This window comes from Brumimicrobium aurantiacum (assembly GCF_003402975.1).
Taxonomy (GTDB): domain Bacteria; phylum Bacteroidota; class Bacteroidia; order Flavobacteriales_D; family Crocinitomicaceae; genus Brumimicrobium; species Brumimicrobium aurantiacum.
This window is the reverse complement of sequence record NZ_QURB01000001.1, coordinates 322,836-344,953: the sequence shown is the minus strand read 5'-3', so window position 1 is coordinate 344,953 and position 22,118 is coordinate 322,836. Positions and strand designations below refer to the sequence as shown.

Genomic DNA, 22,118 nt, shown 5'->3' with positions numbered 1-22,118 from the left:
TCAAGTTCGTTTCAAATGTTGGGTTGCACTCAGGACCCATTTTGAACAAAATCGTTAAACGTTCCTAGGTATTTTCTATTCATAATTAAAGAAATTCTTGAAAGAATAAATACAATCAAAAATGATACAAGCATATACAAGAAGACCCCTTATCTACTCTACAATAAATTTCATTACTTTACTACCTTTCACATTATTAACACGTATAAAGTAAACCCCTTTTTTTGCCTGATTGAGTTCTACTTTGTGATTTGACCCTGTAATAGTCTTTTGATAAATCATTTGCCCTAAAGCATTCATAACTTCAATAGTTGATACACCTTGAAACGCACCCATTTTTATGTTGAATGATCCCTTGTTTGGGTTTGGAGCAATTGAAAATTGTAACTCATCAAAATCTTCAAGTCCAACAGTTGATTCAATTTCGAAAGTCAAAGAAGTATCACAACCATTGGCATCGACAACATTTACTTCGTATGTTCCAGCAGATAGTCCATTTGGGTCTTCAACTGAAGGAGCTCCATTGGTCCATGTAAAACTATAAGGGGGAGTTCCGCCAATAACTGTAAGATCTATTGACCCATCATTCCCTTGTGTTTCGTTAAAAACAGTTCCGTTAATGGTTAATAATGAAGGTTCTATAATCTCAATTGAATCAATATTTACACAATTGTTCGCATCAGTTGCAACAATATAATACCAACCACCAGGAAGGTTTGAGATTGTATTGGTTGTTTCACCGGTTGACCATATGATGTTATAGAAAGGGGTTCCTCCAGAAACTGCAGTACTCACCATTCCAGAAGAATCTCCGAAACAATTTATATCTGTACCCGTCAATGGGGAGATCAATGGATTAGGTTGAGTAAGCTGAAAAGAATCGCTTATTGTACAGCCTAAACTGTCAGTTATGATAATACTATTCCAACCTGCTGTAGCATTCGTTATTGAGTCTGTTGTTTCACCATTTGACCATAGGTAGGAATAATTTGGTAACCCTCCAGAAGGAGTTGTCCTAACTACACCAGAAGAATCTTCAAAACATTTTAAGTCCGTTCCATCCATTATAGTATTCAATTCTGGAGGCTCTGAAAGGAAAATAGAATCTTCAGCAATACATCCAGAGTTGAGAACAACTGTTGCAGAATACCAACCAGCACTAAGATTTTGAACTGTAGAAGATGTTGCCCCTGTGTTCCATGTAATATTTGAGATTGGTGATGGACTTTGTGGTGTGATTGAGATATTCGATGTTCCGATATTTTGATTTGTAGAACATGTCCAATCTGATGCATCATTGCTTTCCATGTTTGTTGATCGAACCAAAGAACTAGAAATACATCCATTGTTTATTCCATCGCCTGTCCAGCTTGCTGGGTCAAAATTAAAATTAATGATGTTATTAACTGGGGAAGGATCAAAAGAAGCAATATCATTAGCTGTCCAATGCCAAAAAACAATATCGATAATATCCCCAGAAGGATCACAAATCGCCGCCCATCCAGGATAGTTTTCTCCAAGTAACATGTTTCTACTCCAATATTTTGGTCCACCTAAGGCATTGTCATCATGACGATAATCAATCCAGCCACTAGGTAATACCCCGTTTAAATTCCAAGCTGCTAAGTTGACTTGGTTAATATTAGTATAACTATCGCTGCAAATAACAAAATACCCTGTGGCATCGAAAGGCGCTCCAGTGACATTTTGGATTTCTAATAGATCTGGATTCCGAAGATCAACTTCTGTAATCATTAATGGTGTCTCAATTCTAGAGCTTACAGTAAGTGCTCCATTTGAATCTCCAAAACATGTAATTGGTGAAGTCGGTGCTATACTAACATCGCATTGTCCGTTCACACTTTGACTCAATATGAATATGAATATTATTGTGAATACCCTCATTTTTGAGGTTGAGCTTATGTGGCAATTTTTCATCAGTAGATTGTGCTATTTTTGAACAAAACTAAAGAAAAAGTTATAATTTAGAATATTAATGACTTAATAATTCCCTTCCTTTAATCTAAGTTTAATACCCGAGTTTTTATAAATTCAACAAACCAATGTGTTCTCCTTGGTTAAACTTACCCCAGAGATGAATTGGATTTTTACAACTTCCATTGACTTTCATATTTGTTAAGCCATTCTTCAGCTACTTTAACGCAAATTTGTGAAATGTTTTTGGCAGTTGCTCCTCTCCAATAATGATTGAAAGGATATTCTGGATCAAATTCATAATCTACCCATGCATTATTGAGTAGATAAAAATCATAGATTTCATCGAGATAATCCTCATGAATACAAATCTCATGTAGTGTTTTTATGTTTTTTCGGATATTCTCTTGCTGTGCTATTTCATAGATGTAATATCGACAATAGCAAATCCATGCTTCAATATCTGTTTTTCTACTTAAACCTAGCTCATTTAAAGCTTTTTCTAAATATGGAAGCACTTCATAAAAAGGTGATTTTTTCGGGATACTGGCAATAGTGTAAAGAGATGGAGCAGTGTAATTAAGTGATAACATGTCTTGTGCCCAGTCAATCACATCATCTGATATTAGTCTACTAACATATCCATATCCTATCACTTTATATGTCAATTCACTGATCATAATTTAAATTCAAAGTATCTAATGTCAAAACGAATAAAATCATTTCTTAATCCATTTTCATTTCAAAATCCCCAGTGTAAATATCAGAAATAACATCATCCGTTCCTAATAAATTTGTTTCTCCTTCTACCTCCCATTCTCCTTCCCAAATGCCTTTTTCTTCATTCCAGTAACCATCATATATAACTTCATGTCCAGGTTTCGAACAATCGATTATAAGTTCACCATTTATATCAGAAGAAAAAAAACAAGGATACTGTTTTATAAAACTGATGTGGTCTTCATCAATAAATCCCTTAACAGATAAAAATTTATCTGTTTTTTTCGAAAATACTTCTTCCCAAACTTTTCCTTTAAAAATCATTTTTGAGTCGAAAACAACGTTCATGCTGAATTGTACTGAAAAAGGGATATCATTTTGATCAACATCATGATATTTTCCTGTATATTTTCTATTCATAATTAAAGAAATTCTTGAAAGAATAAATATAGTTAAAATCATACAGATATAGCGTACATCTTGATTTAAAGCTACCCATCGCTGCGGTCCCGAAAATTTTCGGGATCAATCCGCAGTGATCAATAGAATGTGCCTCTCGTTTTGGCGCGCATTTTTGCATAAAAATCGTGACAAAACAAATTGTTCAAGACAAAGCCTATTCAAAATGTTTAACATGAAACTTTAACGCTTTTCATAGTGCCATCGCCTCGCGTGAAGGGTAGAAACGGCATCCTTTTTTGAAAAAAAAGATAGAGTGGATGACCTGACCCGGAATTCTTAGGATACTTTTCTTTTTTAGCAATGCTCCGGGGCACGCCCAAGAAAAAGTTCAATGATAAGCTAATAGAGCATTTAATCTAATTTTAATTTCGCAATTCCTCTAAATTCATCAAAATCGCTAACTTTAGGCTTAAAATATTCAGATATGAAACGTCGCGATTTTTTCCGTAATTCTTCTTTAACAGCAGCTGGTTTGGCTTTATCTCCAATGCTATTTTCAGCAGATGACAATACATCTCTGTTGCTCGCAGATCTTAAAGACGAAGCTAAAAACATCATCTTTTTAGTGTCTGATGGAATGAGTATCGGGACTTTGACGATGGCAGATTTGCACTTGCAAACAACAGTTGGAAAGCACAGTACGTGGATAGAAAATTACAAAAATGGGCGTTTCAAGAGGGCATCAATGGACACCGCTTCAGCGAGTTCACTAGTGACTGATTCTGCAGCAGGTGGTTCTGCTTGGGGTGGGGGAGTGAGAGTTCCGAATGGAGCGTTAAACGTTGGTGCAAATGGTGAATTTCATAAGCCAATTCTTCAAAAGTTTAAAGCTGTAGGTAAAAAGGTGGGTTGTGTAACAACAGTGCCGATAACACATGCTACGCCAGCATCATTTTGTGTGAATAACAAAAGCCGAAATAATCAACCTGAAATTGCTGAGCAATATCTAGAATTGAAATTTGATGTCATGATGGGCGGTGGAGATCAGTATTTCTCTGCTGAAAAACGCGATGATAAAAAAGATGTTTATGCCGGGTTTAAAACGGCTGGATACGATATTGCCAAGACAAAATCGGGGATGAATAACAGTCTGAATACGAACAAACCATTGTTGGGCGTCTTTTCAGATGATTCAATGCCATATACGATTGACCATAAAAGTGATAAAAAGCTCCAAAATGAGGTGCCAACTTTAGCCGAAATGACAGGAGTAGCTATCAATAAAATGAAAGGAAGTTCAGATGGTTTTGTGTTGCAAGTAGAAGGAGGAAAGGTGGATTGGGCTGCACATGCGAATGATGCTCCTGGTTTAATTTATGACCAAATTGCTTTTGATGAAGCGTTGAAAGTAGCCTTGGATTTTGCAATTGAAGATGGAAACACTTTGATTATCGTAACAACAGACCACGGAAATGCAAATCCGGGATTATTCAAAGGAAGTAAAGCCGATGAGAATTTTGCGCGCTATCAAACGATGAAGAAAAGTAATACGTGGGTCATGCAAAATTTACATGCAAACCTAAAACCCAGTCAATTGACAGAACTGATAGAATTTGGTCAGGGTTTTGCTATTTCAGACGATGAAGTGAAAATTATTTTGAATCATGTGGAAGGTTTAAGTGAGGAGGAATTACAAGATTACAATAAAATGCCCTACGAGAAATTCGCTCAAATTCATAAGAACTATACGAATGTTGGTTTTGGAGACATGAATCACTCGGCTGATTTTGTAGAATGTGCAGCTTTCGGACCAGGAAGTGAGTTGTTAACCCCATTTATCAAGAATACTTTTTTGCATAATATGATGCTTAGATCTGTGGGAATTACGAAATAATCAATTGCGATCCGAAAGCTTTCGGATTACGAATTGGAGGTGTAGGTGTGCGGTTCAAACGCTAGGTGATATACATGAAGCAACGCGGAAGACGTAGATGCTAGGGTAACACGGATTAAAACGGTTACTTTTTAGAGATGCTAAAAAATTCTAGTAAAACAGTGTAAATTCGCGTTCGAAGATCTGTGTGATCCGCGTTCCAATAAAATATGTGATTTAAAAATTAAACTACAGATAATCAATGAATGTTTATCTCGTTTGTGCAAACAAAAAATTAACTTTGCACCTGTTAATTCTAATAAGATGAATTAATAATATAAATCCGTTTTAATATGATGAAATTACTCCCAATATTATTGTTCCTTTCGTTATCTATAGCACTAATTGCGCAGCATAAAGATGAAACCGACATTAATGAAGAAGCATTGTCTAAACCATTGGTTGAACGATTTATACTCGATGAAATAAAAAGCTTGAGACAAGAGAATCAAAGTTTGAGAACCCAAGTAACAGAACAAATTGCAGAAGCAAAATTGGAGTCCTCAGATAGAGCAGTGGATTACACAACAAGTACGATCAATAATATCTTTTATATCATTACTGCAGGAGCTTCATTGCTTGTGTTGTTAGGTTGGCGTTCATTGAATGACATTAAAAAGAGTTTGAAAATAGATATGTCAAGAAAAGTCGACAACTTGACAAATGACTATGAGAGTAGATTAAAAAATATTGAAACCAAAATGGCCGAGCGTTCGAAGACCATAATTGAGACGCAACAAGACATTACCAATACGAATTCAATACATTCATTATGGATGCGTGTAGGATTGGAAAAAAGTGAAGAAGAAAAGATTACGATGTATGATGAAATTTTAAACATCAATCCATCTGATATTGAGGCGATGGCCTATAAAGCAGACGCATTGTTAGAAATTGGAGAAGTACGCTGGGCATTGAACCTTTCAAATACAGCGATAGGACTAGATGATGAATATGCTCAAGCGTATTGGCAACGTGCCTGCGCTTATGCACGACTAGATAATAAAGCGGAAGCGGTAAGAGATATTAAAAAGGCACTTGAACTTTCAGATGCGCTAGAATCAGAATTGCTGACTGAAAAGCATTTTGACAACTTGCATGATTACAAATCTTTTAAAGAACTAACCGCTCATTTAGGTGAATCTAACTAGAAGCAAAGCGTTAATCAGTAGTTGCTTCATTGAAAGCTCCATGTAATGTATAGGTTACTATTTTATTCCTTACATTAGATACTTCTAAAGTTTATAAAAGAAAACATGAAACTAAGTATCATTTGCATTTTGTTAAGCATTTTTATCTGTGGCAATTTATATTCTCAAAATGATACTATTGAAGTCATAATTGATCTAAAGAACATTAAAGATGATAAAGTTAATGTAGTATTAAACTTTAGTCAAAAAAAAACGAAACAAGTCTATGCCTTACCCTACACCATACCTGGGACTTATGAAAATTTAGAATACGCTAAATTCATTAATGATTTTCAGGTGTATGGTGCTGACGATAAAAAGAATATACTCCTTTTTGGAGACGAAAAGACCGAGCTTCTTCAAAAGTATGGTTTAGATCAATTAGAAACAGATAGAATTAAGGAGCTATTTGTTTTTCCTGAAACTACACGAAGTATTAAATATAGTGTTGATGATGCCTATGATAGAGGTAAGAATTCTGTTAAGAATTTCATCCCAGAAGCATGTGTTTTTGTTAAGGATGAATTGTTTCAGTTGAACTGGGGAGCTGTTATAGGTAGTTTCAATTCTACTATTCATAATTTTTACAAAATTAGTGTCATAAAGCCGAAAAACCTCTATGGTGCAACAACGCTAGACAAACTTGTTATCAATGACACACTAGAAGTTTTATATGCAGATAATTATTATGATTTAATTGATCAACCAGCATTCTACGCAGGAGCTGATACATCCAGTATTAGCGTGAATAATTCTATTTTTGAGGTGGTTGTTTTTTCAGAAGATGGTCATTTTTATGCTGATAAAATTGCGAGTAAATTAGAGCCAGTCTTGAAAACAGCCTGTAATAAATATTTGAAAGGAATAGCTCCAGAAAAGTACATTTTCATGTATTATTTAACAACTGGAGGTGCAATGGGAGCACTAGAACACAAAACAAGTTCAGTTTATTTTTTAAGTGCACGAAAACTATTAGAGCGTTCAGACCTTCTTGCCATTTCTGCTCATGAAGTTTTACACGTTTTGACACCTTTAACTGTTTGTAGTTCAGAAATAGGTGATTTTGATGCTAATTTTCCTTCAACGTCGAAACATTTATGGATGTATGAAGGTGTAACGGAATATTTATCTCAGTTGATGTTGATGGAAACGGATACTGTTTATTCCTCTTATTTTTTAAAAACCATAGGATGGAATAGCAGAGATGCCAAGAAGAAATTCTCCATGACGAAAATGAGTGATAATATTTATCAAAAAAAGTGGAGTAGGAAATACGGTACAGTTTATACAAAAGGAGCACTTACTGCTTTTGCTCTTGATGTTGAGATTTATTCTATGACCAATGGGAAAATGAGGCTTTTTGATGTGATGATGGAGTTAAAAAGTCGATATCAAGACAGTTATTTTTCGGATGATGAGCTTATAAATGAAATCATAGAAATTGTTGGAGATCCAAATATTTCAACTTTTTTCAATCGTTATATTAGCGGTCGTAAGGCTTTGCCTTTAAAAAAATACCTTTATGAGATCGGTTACGAAATTAAGCACGTAAAAGTAGAAAAGGACGGATTGTGGGATGGGTTTAAAAAACGTATTTCATTTAAAGGAAGTCGTGTTTTTATGAGAAGTCCAAGTAAAAAAGTATATGGGAACTTAAAATGTGGTAGAAATATTGAGGTTCTATCTATTAATGGAAATACTGAGGTTTTCGAGAATAGAATGAAGTTATTCAGTTTAAAAGAAGGTGACTATATTGAGTGTCTATGCAACGGTGAAAGAAAGAAAGTCGAAATCAGAATGCAAGAACGTAAACATAAATATTTAGTGAAAAAAGTTGTTAAGCTTGAAGAGTCGAATGAAAAACAGAAGACATTGTTTAAAGAAATAACGAAATCAGAATGGTAACCCATACTCTTATTCCTCAATGTATTTTCTATATCTAAAAAAATCCGTGTAAATCCGTGTTCCCGAAAGTTTTCGGGACCGCGTTCCAATACAGCGCAAACAAATATTCGTATTCCGATAGCTATCGGAACGTAATTAACTACCTATACTCCGGATTTTCAAATTCCCAGCGTTCTCCATCATCCCAATCTTCTCTTGAATTTCCATGTTTTGGATATCCACCATTCGCTTTAAGCATTGCTGCCAAATGCATTAAATTGTAGGTCATAAACGTGGTGTTTCTATTCGTAAAATCACTGTCTTTTCCAACAGGTTTTTCCAATTTTTCACCTTTCCATTCATTATCACCATAACTTGGTCCAGGTCCAACTTCTCCAATCCATCCACTGTCGGCTTGCGGAGGGATAGAATAACCAACATGTTGGAGTGAATACAAAATTCCCATGGCACAATGCTTTACGCCATCTTCGTTTCCAGTGATCACACAACCTCCCACTTTTCCATAAAATGAATATTGCCCTTTTTCATTGGTTTGTCCACTCAAGGCATAAAGTCGTTCAATTAATTTTTGTGCCTCAGAAGATTTCTCTCCCAACCATATTGGTGTTCCAACAATCAGAATATCGGCTTCCATCACGCGTTTTGAAATTGCTGGCCACTCGTCTTTGTCCCAACCATGTTCTGTCATGTCTGGATAAACTCCACTCGCTACATCGTGGTCTATCAAGCGAACTTCATCCACTTCAACACCTTCTTTTTTCATGATGTTTTTTGAAATTTCCATCAATTTATCCGTATGACTTTCTGTGGGCGATTTTTTAAGCGTACAATTGACATAAATTGCTTTTAACTGACTAAAATTTTTACTTTCCATAATCTTAAATTTTTATCCATTTAAATTCGGATTGTTGTTAATTGCACTTTCAATTTGTATTGCCGCCATGTCGAAGATGTGCTTGTGTTTTACCCGAAGTGCAACTGAAAGCTCTGTACAAGCGATGATTACGGCGTGTTTATCTGCATATTGATTCACCATTTCATTAAACTGCTGAATCATTTCTGGACTTTCTTCTTGTTGGTAGACTTTTCTCCTGACCAAATCGATGAATTCAGCATCGGAAGCTGAAGGAGGGACCAAAATGATATTCGCTGTTTTAAAAGCTGATCTTAAATAATCTGAATCCATGGTGTAATACGATCCAAAAACCACTGCTTCTTTACATTTTTCTTCTGCAACTTTTTGTCGGGTTAACCTTACAGGATGATGAATTGGAAGTTGGATTTCTAAACGATCTAATGTTTCATGCAATGTTATATTGGGAACTAATATTGCATTGATGTTTAATTGCTCAAGTTCCTCAATGTATTCAGCAACAATTTGATCCAATGCTGATGAGGTGTTCGGCAATAAGGTGTTGATTGTATTGAAATTTGTATTGAGCATTTTGAATGGAAAAGTACTATATCCACCTTGCTTTTGAAGGTATGATTTATTGAGTTGTTCGATGTAATAAAGCGTCGAATAACTTCCCAATCCTAGTATGCCCAATGTTTTACTCATTGCTTTTTTGTGCGGTTTAAAATGTAATTTGCAAAATAATTATTGCGATCTGTTAATTTTGACGAGATCTTAAAGTCAGCATTTTTAATGACCTTCTCAACAATTTCGTCATTGTATTTACGTGAAATTTCAGTCGCGATTTTTTCCCCTTCTTCAAAATGAAAGCTTTTGTCTAAAGCCTCGATTTTAACTTCTTGTTCTTGCTCACTACGTATAAAACTTTTGGCAATTCCTTCTGTTTCGTCGTATTCAGGTTGATGCGAAAATTGGTCAAGGTCAAAATTTGCACCTAACTCATTGTTGATTCTCCTCAATAAATTCATGTTGAAATCTCTCGTGTATCCTTCACTATCGTTGTAAGCTGGTTTTACGATTTTAGCTGGCTTAATGAGATCTACACCCAAATAGAGTTTGTCATTTTCCGAAAGGTTTTGACTCAGTTTCGATATGAATTTGGTTGCCATTTCGTCACTCATGTTTCCCAAATTGGAGCCCAAGAACAACACTACTTTCGGTGTTTTGGATTGATTTAAAGTCTCTAAAACTTTAAAATAATCCCCTTGTTGTGTTTTAATAGAGACTTTAGGTAGTTCTTCGTTGATTGATTTTTCTAATTGGTCTAATGCATTTTGAGAAATGTCCACGGGTAAATAATCAAAGGAGAATTGCTCTTGAGATAAAACCTTCAATAATTCTTTTGTTTTGAGTCCATCACCAGCACCTAATTCTATCAATTCAAAATGTTGACTTTTGTCCAGCTGAAGCTGATCAATCATTTGTTGTGTTTGGTTTTGGAAAATATCCAACTCTGCTCTGGTTAAATAGTATTCTTCCGAATGCATAATTTTGACAAATAAGGCATCGCCAATTTTATCATAGAAATACATGGAAGGCAAAGTCTTTGGAGAGGAACTCAATCCATTGTCTATATCTTTTTTAAATTGTTCTATCATTTTACTAATCTTAGTCCGGTAAATTGCCATCTCTCCTCTGAATAGAAAAAGTTTCTATAGGTAGGACGACTGTGATTTTTTGAGGTGGCAACAGATGCGCCACGCAGTACTTTTTGTTTGTCCATGAATTTGCCGTTGTACTCTCCAACTGCTCCTTCAGATTTTTTGAAATTTGGATAGGCTAAATATGCACTATTGGTCCATTCCCATCGTTGTCCCCAGTCAAATTGTTGGGAAGCAATTTCCCATTCAGCTTCGGTTGGTAAGCGCATGGATTTCCATTCTGCAAATGCAGAGGCTTCGTAATAACTGATGTGTGTTAAAATTTGGTCGGGATCAACTTTTTTCATTCCAGCTAAAGTAAACTGATACCAAACGCCATTAATTTTCTCCCAATACAATGGTGAATTGATATTGTTTTTTGCTTTCCAATGCAATCCTTCTTCTAGCCAAAAATTAAAATCTTCATATCCTCCAGCTTCCATGAATTCTAGATATTCTCCATTGGTGACTAGTGATTTACTGATTTCAAAATCGTTGAGGTAAACCTTGTGACGACCCAATTCATTATCATAACAAAAATCATTGCCTTGATAACCGATTTCGTATACACCTTCCTGAACACTTGCGAATCCTGTTTCAGTATTCTTGCTGTTGATGATATCAAATTTAGCATCGTAAATTGGATGAAGTGGATTACTTGCAAACATGAATTTTAAATCTGTAATCAATAATTCCTGATGCTGTTCTTCATGATTGATTCCAAGCGTAATCAATTCTATGGCTTTTTCATCGGGATTTCCTTCCAGGTATATTTGAATGGCTTCCGTGACATATTTCCTGTATTCATAAATGCGTTCAACAGTTGGACGGGTTAAATAACCACGATCAGATCTGCTGATTCGCTTCCCGGAATTGTTATAATAACTATTGAAGATAAAGTTGAAATCGTCATCAAAGTGAGTGTAGTCTTTTTGATAAGTTTTGAGTACAAATTCTTCAAAAAACCAAGTTGTATGTGCGATGTGCCATTTCGCAGGGCTAGTGAATGTTGCAATTTGTACAATATAGTCTTCAATGTTTAGAGGAGCGCATAGTTGTTCTGTGTAATTTCTCGTTGATAGAAACTTTTCAAGTAGTGACATGTTTTTCTCTTCTTTAGTTTTAAAAATTAACCAATGGCAATGTAAAAGGTTTTGCCATTTCTTCTAAAATAAGAATAATAACTGTGTATTAAATGTTTAAGTTTGTTAATGCGCCACAGCGATTGTACTTAAACTGACCTTTCCTTGGAATCCACCTTCATAAATTGCACGACTCGCAAACTCTAGTGTAGAGCCAGTTGTGAGTACATCATCAACGATTAATACATGCTGATAATCATCTAGAGCATTTGGTCTTAGGGCAAATTTGTCTTTTACATTCTTGAACCTTTCGTCTTTACTTTTTCGTGTTTGCGATTCATCATGCGATTTTCTATATAATGCTTCTACAACGTGACAATCTATTGTCTCACTTAGCCCTTCAGCGATTATTTGACTTTGGTTATAGCCTCGAGAAAATTCCTTTTTGGAGTGAACAGGTATAGGAACAATAACATCAATTGTAGAAAAGCGGTCACTTTGAATTAACCTTTCGCCCATCATTTTTCCCATGTAATTAGCCAAATCAATACCTTCATTGTATTTTATGTGGTGAAGAATTTCTCTTGTTGAAGTTGCTTTTTCATAGTAAAGTAGTGCAAAAACATGCTCGATTTTTAATCTTCCCCAAAATACTTGATCTGCAAAGGTGTAGTCACTGTATTTTTCAAAGTAGGTGTAGTGTAAATTGGCTTCACATTGTACGCAAAAGTGTTCTCGATTTCTATTCAATTCATCTTCACATATAATACAATATCTTGGAAAAACGAGTGTTCGTAGTCCGTCAGAATATTCATTAAACAATTGAAGAAGATGACTTTTCATGAAGAGGCAGTTTGAATTTTCTAATAAGATAATTTAAAAATGTAACTTCTCAAAGGAATACTCATTTTTCGATTGATTTATCTTATAAAGTCCTTACAAATCTGTATTTTTGGAATCCGAACAAAAAACATAAAAAACATTCAAATGAGCAACACAGACGCAGTTAATCAAGGAGACGTTAAGTATTCAATCAATGATAAAGGAATTGCAACGGTAATTTTTAATCACCCTTTAAGTAATTCATTACCAGGAAGAGTATTAAAGAAATTAGCAGATACGATTACAGAGATTGGTCAAAAAGACGAAGCAAAAGTAATTGTGTTGAAATCTGAAGGTGATCGTGCATTCTGTGCTGGAGCTAGTTTTGATGAATTAATTTCAATCAAAGATTTAGATACTGGAAAGAAATTTTTTATGGGATTTGCCAACGTAATCAATGCTTGTCGTAAATGTCCAAAATTAATAATTGGTCGTGTACAAGGAAAAACTGTTGGTGGAGGAGTAGGACTTGCTTCTGCAGTAGATTACTGTTATGCAACGAAATTTTCTGCAGTTAAATTATCAGAATTGGCCATTGGAATAGGACCATTTGTGGTTGGACCAGCAGTAGAAAGAAAAGTTGGTACTTCTGCAATGAGTCAATTGGCCATCAACGCTACAGAATGGCAATCTGCTGAATGGGCAAAAGAAAAAGGCTTGTATGCAGATGTTTTTGAAAATGTTGAAGAAATGGATGCTGCAGTAGAAACGCTTGCGAATAAATTAGCAGATTCAAATCCTGAAGCAATGAAGTTATTGAAAGGAATTTTTTGGGAAGGAACAGAAAATTGGGATCAATTGTTACAAGATCGTGCTGCTATGAGTGGTGAGCTTGTACTTTCTGACTTCACTGTAAATGCAATTAACGCATTCAAAAAGAAATAATATTTAGGAATGGACGAACAGTTTTTTATAGATCTAAAAGATAAATTGTTTGATTTCCTGTGGAGTATTGGACCCACAGTGATAAAAGCGATTGTTGCTCTTGTTTTAGGGGTGCTAATCATTAGATTATTAAAAGGACTGTTGAAGAAATTTTTACGTAAAGCAAATACCGAATTGTCGCTACGGTCTTTTGTAGAAAGTTTGACCACTTTTATCTTATATGGATTACTGTTTGCGGTTGTAGGTATAATTTTAGGAATTGAGACAACCTCCTTTATCGCCATGTTTGGTGGTGCTGCAATTGCTGTTGGATTGGCCTTACAAGGTAGTTTGGCAAATTTTGCTGGAGGTGTTTTAATCCTTGTTTTTAAACCTTTTCGAGTTGGTGATTTGATTCATGTAAACGGTACGCTTGGGTATGTTGAGAAAATCGATATTCTTTATACGCGACTCAAAACCTTTGATGGAAGAATTATCACTATGCCTAACGGAAATGTAGCCAATAGTGATGTCGATAATCGCACAATGAATGACGGCCGAAGAATGGATGTTAATATTTTGGTGGATTTAAGTCAAGATGTTGATGAAGTAAGAACAATTTTATTAAAAGCTATGAGTGATCTTCCAGGAGTTTTGAAATATCCAGAACCAGATGTTTGGCTTGATGGTATTGAAGAGTATAGCTTGAAAATTACTGCGCGTTCTTGGGTGAAATCAGTTGATTTTTGGCCACTCTATTGGGAACAACTCGAAAATGTAAAAAAAGCACTTGATGCCAACGGAATAGAAATAGCATTGCCAAAACGAGAAGTTTTTTATCCTGAAGGGAAGCCAAGTTCAAAATAGTAATGAATTGAATCTTTGCCTATGAGTTCAAAAAAAGCACTTTGTCTAAATTGCCGTCAGTGGTCTTTCGATATACATGTTTGTGAACATTGTGGATACATCATTAGTCAAGCAGCTAAAGATGAAATCAAACAGAAAGAATACAATAAATTGAATCCGCCTAAGCCTCCATCGAAATTAAGGAGGGCAATGGAATATTTGCGTACATCAAAGAATCCTTTGTTGAAATTACTTTACTATTTATTAATGGGGGTGTGGATGATTTATGTTGGCTTAGTGATGTCAATTATGTATATCGCTGCTGCAGCCTCTGGATAAAGTAGAATGAAAACAATAACGCATCCATATTTTATCGTTTCTGCTTTAATTTATCTTGTTTACTATGGTTTAAAACAAACCGATATACAACTGCCTATTTTTATCTCCAATTACTTGGCTGATTTATTGAGTGTGTTTTTGGTCAACACTTTTGTTTTGTGGTGTATTAGAAAAGTTCAAAAACGACCAGAATATGAATTATCTACTTCCATGGTTTTTCTTAGCGTTGTTTTGTTTTCGGTTTTTTTTGAAATATACCTACCCAATCAAAATACAAAACATGTTGCAGATGTGTGGGACATTCTGTGCTATTTGATCAGTGGAATAAGCTATGTTTTATGGCGCAAACGCTATTTTTAACAGCATAAAAAAAGGTTTTATTTGCATCACTTTAGCAATTCAAATAAAACCTCTTTTATTCTATATTAACTTTTTACTTTTTTAAATCCTCTATCAATTCACTTAATCTTTCAATGGTTACGTGATCCATAATTACAATCTTGTTCCATTTTGGATTGTGATGATTGTCAGGAACTAATCCGTATTTCTTCGCGATTTCTGGTTTCACAAATTCATTTTTGATCGTGATGATGTTTGATGAAGGGTGACGGTAAAATTCAATTTTTAAAGCATTTAATTGCTCACACATCCACGCTGTTCTTTTTTGAAGAATAAAAATTTTCTCCATCCAACCGTAAGGTCCGTATTTGGTTAAAATCATCCAAACAGCCACTGCATTTGCTCCAGATCTACTACCAATTAATGTAGAGTCTTCACCTTCAACATAACTCGCTTCTTTGGTGTTGGCATATTGCATTAAGTTTTCACGAATTACAAAAATTCCCGTTCCATAAGGTGCTTGTGCCATTTTGTGTGCATCAAGTGTTACTGAACTAATTTTTGGATTTCTAAAGTCTAAATGATGCTCTCTTTGTGAAAACGGGAAGTAAAATCCTCCGTATGCTCCATCTACGTGAATAAAATAATCAAGTTCTTCTCTTTCTAAAACAGTTGAATAGAATTCAGGCTCATCTATTGATCCAAACATAGTAGTCATCATGTTGGCTACCACAATAAATGCTTTAACACCTTTTTCCTTTTGAATGCTTACAGCCTCCTGAACGCTTTCTTCTGTAATGAATCGACCTTCTTCAGTGACTTGTACTTTTTGAATTGGAAGACTGAAAACATTTCCAGCTTTGTCCATTGAGTAATGATTGTCAGATGAGGTAAGAATACAAATTTCATTATGCTTTAAGCCTTTTTCTTGCATGAAATAGTTTCTATATATCCAAATGGCTTGCAAGTTAGCTTCTGTTCCTCCAGAAGCAACATAACCGTCAAATTTTGACTCATCATCACCACCTAGAATGTCGTGCGCACAAATTTTAATTAAATCCTTTTCAATTTCATGTGTTCCAGCAAAAAAAGATTCTGAAGCACCTAAAGTATGACAACCAATGTGGTTAGGGTTTTTAATTAATGTAGATAAAAAAGGAGCGTCTTTTAGAAAAGAAGCGTCCTGATTAAATACTGTTTGATCCAAGTAAGAGGCTGGAACTCCAATAATGTTTTTCTCATCATAATTGATGTTTTTTGATAGTGCATCAAAAACGATTTCTTTAATTTTTTCCTCTGACTTTTTATCCCAATATTTATTCATTACAATGGTCTTTAATTTTTTGCAAAAGTACAATAAAAACAGTTTTGAGCAAGGAGAAGAAGTTTGAACTATTTTTAATTAAATGATAGGTTTAACGATTGATAAGAATCTGGAGGAGGATTATCAAGAGAAGATTGAATTAGCACAAAACGAACTATAAAACTTTATAAAATTGTATCGAATGAGAAAAGATTTGAATTTAGAATTGTCGAAATTGTAGGTGCCTAAAACTTTATCATCTGATAATGCTCGAATTTCTAATTCAATCAGGCTATGATTACTCAAAATCACAGAGATTTGTTTCGGTCAGTCATCACTAAGTTAAGAAAAACGATTATTTCGATCGATTTCAGTTTTAAATCATTTCAATTGTCAGTTAATTCACTAATTTTGTCACACAATTTAGAAATGAAAACCTAAATAGTAGGTTATGGCTAAAAATTCAAAGGTTAAAGATTACGTTCTATTTACTAAGTTCAGACTATCATTTTCAGTGATTATCTCAGCACTTTCAGGGTTTTTATTCGCTGGAGGAGGGACTTGGTTGGAAGCTGTTTACTTGATGGCTGGTGGTTTGCTTGTTACTGCTGCCAGTAATGGAAGTAATCAAATTTGGGAACGCGACCTTGATAAGAAAATGTCACGTACCGAAAAAAGACCTTTGCCAAAAGGAACAATGGGACTTGCGGAAGCTTATATTGTTGTAATTGTTTCCTTAGTGATAGGTTCTTGGATGCTTTATCAATTGAATTTGAATGCAATGATTTTAGGTCTTGTTGCTTATGTTTCTTATTCTTTTATCTATACTCCATTAAAACAAATTACTCCATGGGCCGTTATTGTTGGTGCCTTTCCAGGAGCAATTCCACCAATGCTGGGAGCCATCGCAGTGACCAATGAGTTTGCAGCTATGCCAGGTGCATTATTCTTTGTTCAATTTGTATGGCAGCTTCCTCACTTTTGGGCCATTGCTTGGGTTTCTCACAATGATTATCAAAAAGCCGGATTCTATTTGTTGCCTTCAATGTCAGGAAAATCTAAAACATCAGCTTTTAGAATTGCACTTTCAGCTATGTTATTGATACCATTTTCATTATTTCCATGGGTGTTGGATTATGTAGGGATTTTTAGTGTAATGATGGTTTCAGTTCTTGGACTATTGTTCTTTTTATATGCTTATAGTTTGTATGTGACTTTGGAAGATAAAGACGCGAAGAAACTTATGTTTGCTTCTTTTATTTATTTGCCATTAGTCCAATTTGTTTACGTTATTGATAAATACTACTTTTTTGGTTAATCCAATCGAGTAGAAAAATATAAAGTCATGAAGAAAAATTTTGACGATTCTTATCCAAAAGAAGTTCAGGCCAAGGCCAAAAGAAATCTTGTCTGGATTGTATGTGTAAGTATCAGTATGATGTTTGCCGGATTTACTTCAGCATACATTGTTTCTATGGGGGACAGTTTTTGGGTGAAGGTAGATTTACCACCTGCATTTTTTATCAGTACAGCCTTAATCGTTTTAAGTAGTATCGTTCTTGTTGCTGCAAATCGTTTTGCTAAAGCAGGAAATTTAAAGAAAGCCAAATTATTTATTATTGCTACTTTGTTTTTAGGAATTGGCTTTGGGATTTTTCAGTTTTTGGGATACAAAGATTTGGTGAAAAGTGGAGCTCACTGGGTAACGAATGTAATTGTGGATGATGGTCGTTACGGTGATTATTTCGAAATCAAAAAAGATGGAGAATATTTAACGGTAGAAAATAATCAGTATTACTATAAAGGAAAACAAATAGAAGGCGAAAATAAAAAGCAATTGCAAGAATTTGCAACTCAGTTTTTGGTTCCAGAGATTGCCGATTTAAAAAATAAAAACATCAATTACGGAACGTTTACCTTATTATATAAGAGTGAACCTCTAAACTTTATTAATGGAGAATTTATTCGTCCAAATGGAGAGCGTTTAGAAGCTTTAGACTTTAGTCGATTAAAGTATCTTGCCCAAAACATCAGAGATGATCGAGCAGATTTCTTTATGAAAGGAGAGATGGGAAAAGACTTTCAGTTGTTTTATAACGGTAACGAGTTAGATTATAAAGAAAGAACATTAATGTATAAAGGAGAGCCGTTGAGTGCAAACTTGCAAAATAAGCTCTTGAGAGGAAACAAAGACATGAGTACTGCATATTTTTATGTGATTACTATTTTGCACTTGCTTCATGTGATTGCAGGTTTAATAATGTTAATTGTAATTTCAATTCGCTCATATTCAGCAGGGAATGAATATAAAATGGCGATGTCTTTAGGTGCTGGATCAATTTTTTGGCACTTTTTAGGCGCATTATGGTTATATTTATTACTATTTTTACTTTTTATTCATTAAATTCGCACACAAAACAAATTGAAAAATGTCGGGACACGCTTCAAATGAAATAAATGCTAAAGCGGGATGGGACGGTAAGGTTTCACCATTTAGCGCAGGGTATGGTAAGTTAATGATGTGGTTTTTCCTTGTATCGGATGCATTGACGTTCGGAGGATTTCTTGTCGCTTACGGATTTATTAGACACTCTTATGATGGTTCATGGCCAATTGGAGAGGAAACTTTTGATGCATTGCCGCTATTACACGGAAGTTACCCACTTGCTTATGTCGCCTTAATGACTTTTATCTTAATTATTAGTTCTGTAACGATGGTGCTTGCTGTTGAAGCTGGACATAGAATGGATAGAAAAGGTGTTACTAACTGGATGCTTGCAACAGTGCTTGGTGGATTGATCTTCGTTGGATCTCAAGCTTGGGAATGGTCACACTTTATTCACGGAACTAAATTTGGTAAAGTTGAATTGAGCGATGGTTCTATTGCAACAGCGAAAGGTGAGTTTGGAAAAATAAATAGCTTCACAGTTGTTAAGCCAGGTACACACTACCATGAAGCAGGAACAGTAATTACAGATGAAAATATCTCTGCTGAAGAAGGTGATTTAATGCACGCTTTTCAACATGCAGCTGCTGACGGACACTTGTCTGGTTCTGCTGATCAGTTAATGATTACTTTACACGATGGAACAGTTGCATCAGTAGATAAAGAAGCAGATAAAGATCTTCAGTTAATTGTAAAACAAGCAGGAAATGATCATGCTGTTTCAGTAGCTTCAGATGAGGAAACAAGAATTCACGAAAATGAAGGTTCTGTTGATTTATATTATGAAGCATTAGCAAAAGGAAACGTTATATATGGAGCGAATCTTCAAGAAAACGAATACGGACCACAAACTTACGGTCAGTTCTTCTTCTTCGTAACAGGATTCCACGGTTTCCACGTAACGATAGGTATTATTCTTAATATTGTTATTTTCTTGAACGTATTGAAAGGTACTTACCACAGAAGAGGACATTATGAAATGGTTGAAAAAGGTGGTCTTTACTGGCACTTTGTCGATTTAGTATGGGTGTTTGTATTTACATTCTTCTACTTGATATAACCAAAATTAATTAGGATAGTTATTCACTTGTATTTATAAGAAAATGGAACAAAGAGACGACATAATAGAATATTCTTTATATAACCACCACTCTGAAGAGGAAGGAAAGAAAAAGAGAAAAACAATTTGGAAAGTGACTTTAATCTTGTCAGTTATTACAGCTGTTGAGGTTCTTTTGGGAGCTTTCATTAAACAAGGTAGTGACTTTTGGTTGTCAGTTAAAATACTTTTTATCGTATTGACAATCTTTAAAGCTGCATATATTGTTTTGACATTTATGCACCTTGGTGACGAAAAGAAAACCTTTAAATGGATTATCCTTTTACCTTATTTGATCTTTATGCTTTACCTTATTTTCATAGGTTTGTATGAAGGTACTTCTGTAGGTATTAGAAGCTTATAATAGCAAAAACATTTCGTTTTGACTGAAAAAAAGAAAAGAGGCCGATTTTTAAAGCCTCTTCTTATGATGTTTGTTGTTTTTGGTCCCGCTGCCATTCTAATCTTGATTACGATGGGGAAATGCGAGCATAACTTCACAACACTTCCCATTTATTCTGATATGCCTGAGTACGAATTCATCGGTGCCGATGGAAAAGTAATCAATAACGCAACGCAAGAAGGGAAAATCACTCTTTTTACAACTTTACAAACTTCTTGTCCGCAAGAATGTGCAATCGATCTTTTTCAATTTAACTTAGGACTTTATCAAGATTATCGAAAAAATCAAAAAAGCCTTAGTCATGTTGAAATCGTTTCTGTTGTTACAGATGAAAAAGGAAATCCAGTTGACAATATCGATGAATTATTATTCACAATGAATGATATGATAGAAGGATATGATTCAACAATTTGGAATCTTGTAACTGGAGATCCTAAACAAATCTATGATATTGAAAATAACGGTATAAATCTTTATACTGTGGAATCTGATTCTGCATTCGCAGGAAAGTCTTATCTTGAAACCATGTTGATTGTTGACAAGCAAAATCGATTGAGACTGGTAAGAAGAGGACATAAAGAAGGATTAATTCGTGATTATAAACAACATGTTGCTTTGTTACAAAAGCAGTATGATAAAGAAGAAAAGCGTAGAAAAGATGAATCTAAAAACGAAAATCACTAAATTTCTTAGCTTATCTAAATCCCTTATTTTATTTGGTTTAATTGTGCTTAGTGCTTGTACTGAAGCTCCAAAGAAAGAAACCAGAGTAAATCTTCCTTTTATTGGTCATCACGATATTGTTTACGAAGCAACTGATGATTATAATGTTGGAGATACAATATTCCATACCGTTCCAAATTGGGAATACCTTACACATGATTCGGTAATGTTAAATGCTAAATCAATCAATGATAAAGTTTGGATCGTTGATTTTTTCTTTTCTTATTGTCCTACGATTTGTCCACCAATGACGCATGCAATGAGAGGGGTGAATGATTCATTAAAAGCTTATAAAGATGAGCTGAACTTTCTTTCTTTTAGCATTGATCCAGATCGTGATACTCCAAAAAGATTAAGATTATATAGAAAACGTCATGAAATTACAGCTGAGAATTGGTTCTTTCTGACCGGTAATGAAGCCGAAACTCATAAGCTTGGATTAGATGGTTTTCAACTTTTAGCCAACGCGGATAAAAACGCACCAGGTGGTTATGCACATAGTCCAAATTTTGTTTTAGTGGATAAAAACCAACACATTCGTGGTGTCTATGATGGATTAGATGCTGCAAGTAGAAAACAGCTTATTATTGATGCAAAAAAATTGTTAGATGCAAACTAAAGAGAAAACCCCAGCGCAAATCAAATCTTTTAAAAAGATTATTGTAGCATTATCTATCATTATTCCACTTGCTGTTGCTTTACTTTTCGAAATTAAAATTCAACCTGAAGGAATGGATTTCTCATTTCTACCAGGAGTTTATGCAACGATTAATGGGATAACAGCAGTTCTTTTAATTGCTGCTTTAGTAGCTGTAAAAGGAAAGAAATTTAAGCTCCATGAAAAGCTAATGAAAACGGCTATTGGATGCTCTTTACTGTTTCTAGTTCTGTACATTGTTTATCACATTACATCAGATAGTACAGCCTATGAAGGTGATAGTGCAATGATTTATTACTTCATTTTAATCACTCATATTGTATTGAGTATAGGTGTTGTTCCTTTGGTGCTTTTCACTTACTTCTATGCATGGCAAGGTGACTTTGAGAAACATAAAAAATGGACGCGCTTCTCTTACCCAATTTGGTTATATGTTGCTGTTACCGGAGTTATTGTTTATGTAATGATTTCGCCTTATTATTAAATTAATAAT

At 34.7% G+C, this 22,118-nt stretch carries 23 protein-coding genes; 14 read left to right on the top strand and 9 right to left on the bottom strand.

Annotation, left to right across the window (positions count from 1 at the left end):
• Positions 1 to 153: 153 nt before the first annotated feature.
• The 3 genes from DXU93_RS01550 to DXU93_RS01540 all read right to left on the bottom strand — a co-directional run bounded on the left by DXU93_RS01550 (position 154) and on the right by DXU93_RS01540 (position 3,075).
• Positions 154 to 1,905, bottom strand: coding sequence for a T9SS type A sorting domain-containing protein (locus DXU93_RS01550; protein ID WP_165851314.1), 1,752 nt, complete (start codon positions 1,903 to 1,905; stop codon positions 154 to 156).
• A gap of 203 nt (positions 1,906 to 2,108) precedes the next feature.
• Positions 2,109 to 2,615, bottom strand: coding sequence for a hypothetical protein (locus tag DXU93_RS01545; protein WP_116879478.1), 507 nt, complete (start codon positions 2,613 to 2,615; stop codon positions 2,109 to 2,111).
• 46 nt (positions 2,616 to 2,661) lie between these two features.
• On the bottom strand, positions 2,662 to 3,075 hold the full coding sequence (locus tag DXU93_RS01540) for a hypothetical protein (protein ID WP_123776014.1): 414 nt from the start codon (positions 3,073 to 3,075) through the stop codon (positions 2,662 to 2,664).
• Between the two features lie 466 nt (positions 3,076 to 3,541).
• Between DXU93_RS01540 and DXU93_RS01535 the strand changes: the two genes are divergently transcribed.
• The 3 genes from DXU93_RS01535 (at position 3,542) to DXU93_RS01525 (ending at position 8,085) form a co-directional block, all read left to right on the top strand.
• The gene (locus tag DXU93_RS01535) at positions 3,542 to 4,951 is read left to right on the top strand and encodes an alkaline phosphatase (protein ID WP_116879476.1); all 1,410 of its coding nucleotides are present in this window, start codon (positions 3,542 to 3,544) and stop codon (positions 4,949 to 4,951) included.
• A gap of 332 nt (positions 4,952 to 5,283) precedes the next feature.
• On the top strand, positions 5,284 to 6,141 hold the full coding sequence (locus DXU93_RS01530) for a tetratricopeptide repeat protein (protein WP_116879475.1): 858 nt from the start codon (positions 5,284 to 5,286) through the stop codon (positions 6,139 to 6,141).
• 105 nt (positions 6,142 to 6,246) lie between these two features.
• Positions 6,247 to 8,085, top strand: a complete 1,839-nt coding sequence (locus tag DXU93_RS01525; protein WP_116879474.1) for a M61 family metallopeptidase — start codon at positions 6,247 to 6,249, stop codon at positions 8,083 to 8,085.
• A 139-nt stretch (positions 8,086 to 8,224) separates the two neighbouring features.
• Here the strand turns inward: DXU93_RS01525 and DXU93_RS01520 are convergent, their stop codons facing one another.
• The 5 genes from DXU93_RS01520 to DXU93_RS01500 form a co-directional block, all read right to left on the bottom strand.
• The gene (locus DXU93_RS01520) at positions 8,225 to 8,959 is read right to left on the bottom strand and encodes a flavodoxin family protein (protein ID WP_116879473.1); all 735 of its coding nucleotides are present in this window, start codon (positions 8,957 to 8,959) and stop codon (positions 8,225 to 8,227) included.
• Between the two features lie 12 nt (positions 8,960 to 8,971).
• Positions 8,972 to 9,646 carry an aspartate/glutamate racemase family protein gene (locus tag DXU93_RS01515; RefSeq protein WP_116879472.1) on the bottom strand — a complete coding sequence of 225 codons (675 nt, stop codon included), beginning with the start codon at positions 9,644 to 9,646 and terminating at the stop codon, positions 8,972 to 8,974.
• Positions 9,643 to 10,599: an L-histidine N(alpha)-methyltransferase gene (locus DXU93_RS01510; RefSeq protein WP_116879471.1), complete on the bottom strand. Its 957-nt coding sequence runs from the start codon at positions 10,597 to 10,599 to the stop codon at positions 9,643 to 9,645. Before DXU93_RS01510 ends, DXU93_RS01515 begins: the two co-directional genes overlap by 4 nt.
• The gene (gene egtB / locus DXU93_RS01505; RefSeq protein ID WP_116879470.1) at positions 10,596 to 11,744 is read right to left on the bottom strand and encodes an ergothioneine biosynthesis protein EgtB; all 1,149 of its coding nucleotides are present in this window, start codon (positions 11,742 to 11,744) and stop codon (positions 10,596 to 10,598) included. Before egtB ends, DXU93_RS01510 begins: the two co-directional genes overlap by 4 nt.
• Before the next feature lie 105 nt (positions 11,745 to 11,849).
• Positions 11,850 to 12,566: a ComF family protein gene (locus DXU93_RS01500; protein WP_116879469.1), complete on the bottom strand. Its 717-nt coding sequence runs from the start codon at positions 12,564 to 12,566 to the stop codon at positions 11,850 to 11,852.
• Between the two features lie 144 nt (positions 12,567 to 12,710).
• Here DXU93_RS01500 and DXU93_RS01495 point away from each other — a divergent pair, with 144 nt between their 5' ends.
• Genes DXU93_RS01495 through DXU93_RS14940 form a run of 4 tightly spaced genes read left to right on the top strand, consistent with a single transcriptional unit; the run spans position 12,711 to position 15,014 of the window.
• The gene (locus DXU93_RS01495; RefSeq protein WP_116879468.1) at positions 12,711 to 13,490 is read left to right on the top strand and encodes an enoyl-CoA hydratase/isomerase family protein; all 780 of its coding nucleotides are present in this window, start codon (positions 12,711 to 12,713) and stop codon (positions 13,488 to 13,490) included.
• A gap of 9 nt (positions 13,491 to 13,499) precedes the next feature.
• The gene (locus DXU93_RS01490; RefSeq protein ID WP_116879467.1) at positions 13,500 to 14,336 is read left to right on the top strand and encodes a mechanosensitive ion channel family protein; all 837 of its coding nucleotides are present in this window, start codon (positions 13,500 to 13,502) and stop codon (positions 14,334 to 14,336) included.
• Positions 14,337 to 14,357: 21 nt separating this feature from the next.
• Positions 14,358 to 14,654 carry a hypothetical protein gene (locus tag DXU93_RS01485; protein WP_116879466.1) on the top strand — a complete coding sequence of 99 codons (297 nt, stop codon included), beginning with the start codon at positions 14,358 to 14,360 and terminating at the stop codon, positions 14,652 to 14,654.
• Positions 14,655 to 14,660: 6 nt separating this feature from the next.
• A complete protein-coding gene (locus DXU93_RS14940) occupies positions 14,661 to 15,014 on the top strand; it encodes a hypothetical protein (protein ID WP_123776013.1) in 354 nt (117 codons plus the stop codon).
• A 73-nt stretch (positions 15,015 to 15,087) separates the two neighbouring features.
• Here the strand turns inward: DXU93_RS14940 and DXU93_RS01480 are convergent, their stop codons facing one another.
• Positions 15,088 to 16,317 (bottom strand): pyridoxal phosphate-dependent decarboxylase family protein, encoded by a 1,230-nt coding sequence (locus DXU93_RS01480; RefSeq protein WP_116879465.1) that lies wholly within the window; start codon positions 16,315 to 16,317, stop codon positions 15,088 to 15,090.
• A gap of 430 nt (positions 16,318 to 16,747) precedes the next feature.
• Between DXU93_RS01480 and cyoE the strand changes: the two genes are divergently transcribed.
• The 7 genes from cyoE (at position 16,748) to DXU93_RS01445 (ending at position 22,109) form a co-directional block, all read left to right on the top strand.
• A complete protein-coding gene (cyoE, locus tag DXU93_RS01475) occupies positions 16,748 to 17,614 on the top strand; it encodes a heme o synthase (RefSeq protein WP_116879464.1) in 867 nt (288 codons plus the stop codon).
• Between the two features lie 27 nt (positions 17,615 to 17,641).
• A complete protein-coding gene (locus tag DXU93_RS01470) occupies positions 17,642 to 18,700 on the top strand; it encodes a cytochrome c oxidase subunit 3 family protein (RefSeq protein WP_116879463.1) in 1,059 nt (352 codons plus the stop codon).
• A gap of 25 nt (positions 18,701 to 18,725) precedes the next feature.
• Positions 18,726 to 19,802: a cytochrome c oxidase subunit 3 gene (locus tag DXU93_RS01465; protein ID WP_240623403.1), complete on the top strand. Its 1,077-nt coding sequence runs from the start codon at positions 18,726 to 18,728 to the stop codon at positions 19,800 to 19,802.
• Positions 19,803 to 19,845: 43 nt separating this feature from the next.
• The gene (locus DXU93_RS01460) at positions 19,846 to 20,205 is read left to right on the top strand and encodes a cytochrome C oxidase subunit IV family protein (protein ID WP_116879462.1); all 360 of its coding nucleotides are present in this window, start codon (positions 19,846 to 19,848) and stop codon (positions 20,203 to 20,205) included.
• A gap of 63 nt (positions 20,206 to 20,268) precedes the next feature.
• A complete protein-coding gene (locus DXU93_RS01455; RefSeq protein WP_165851313.1) occupies positions 20,269 to 20,928 on the top strand; it encodes an SCO family protein in 660 nt (219 codons plus the stop codon).
• Positions 20,876 to 21,586, top strand: a complete 711-nt coding sequence (locus DXU93_RS01450) for an SCO family protein (RefSeq protein WP_165851312.1) — start codon at positions 20,876 to 20,878, stop codon at positions 21,584 to 21,586. The genes DXU93_RS01455 and DXU93_RS01450 overlap by 53 nt, the downstream gene beginning before the upstream one ends.
• Positions 21,576 to 22,109: a DUF420 domain-containing protein gene (locus tag DXU93_RS01445; protein ID WP_116879459.1), complete on the top strand. Its 534-nt coding sequence runs from the start codon at positions 21,576 to 21,578 to the stop codon at positions 22,107 to 22,109. The genes DXU93_RS01450 and DXU93_RS01445 overlap by 11 nt, the downstream gene beginning before the upstream one ends.
• Positions 22,110 to 22,118 lie beyond the last annotated feature (9 nt).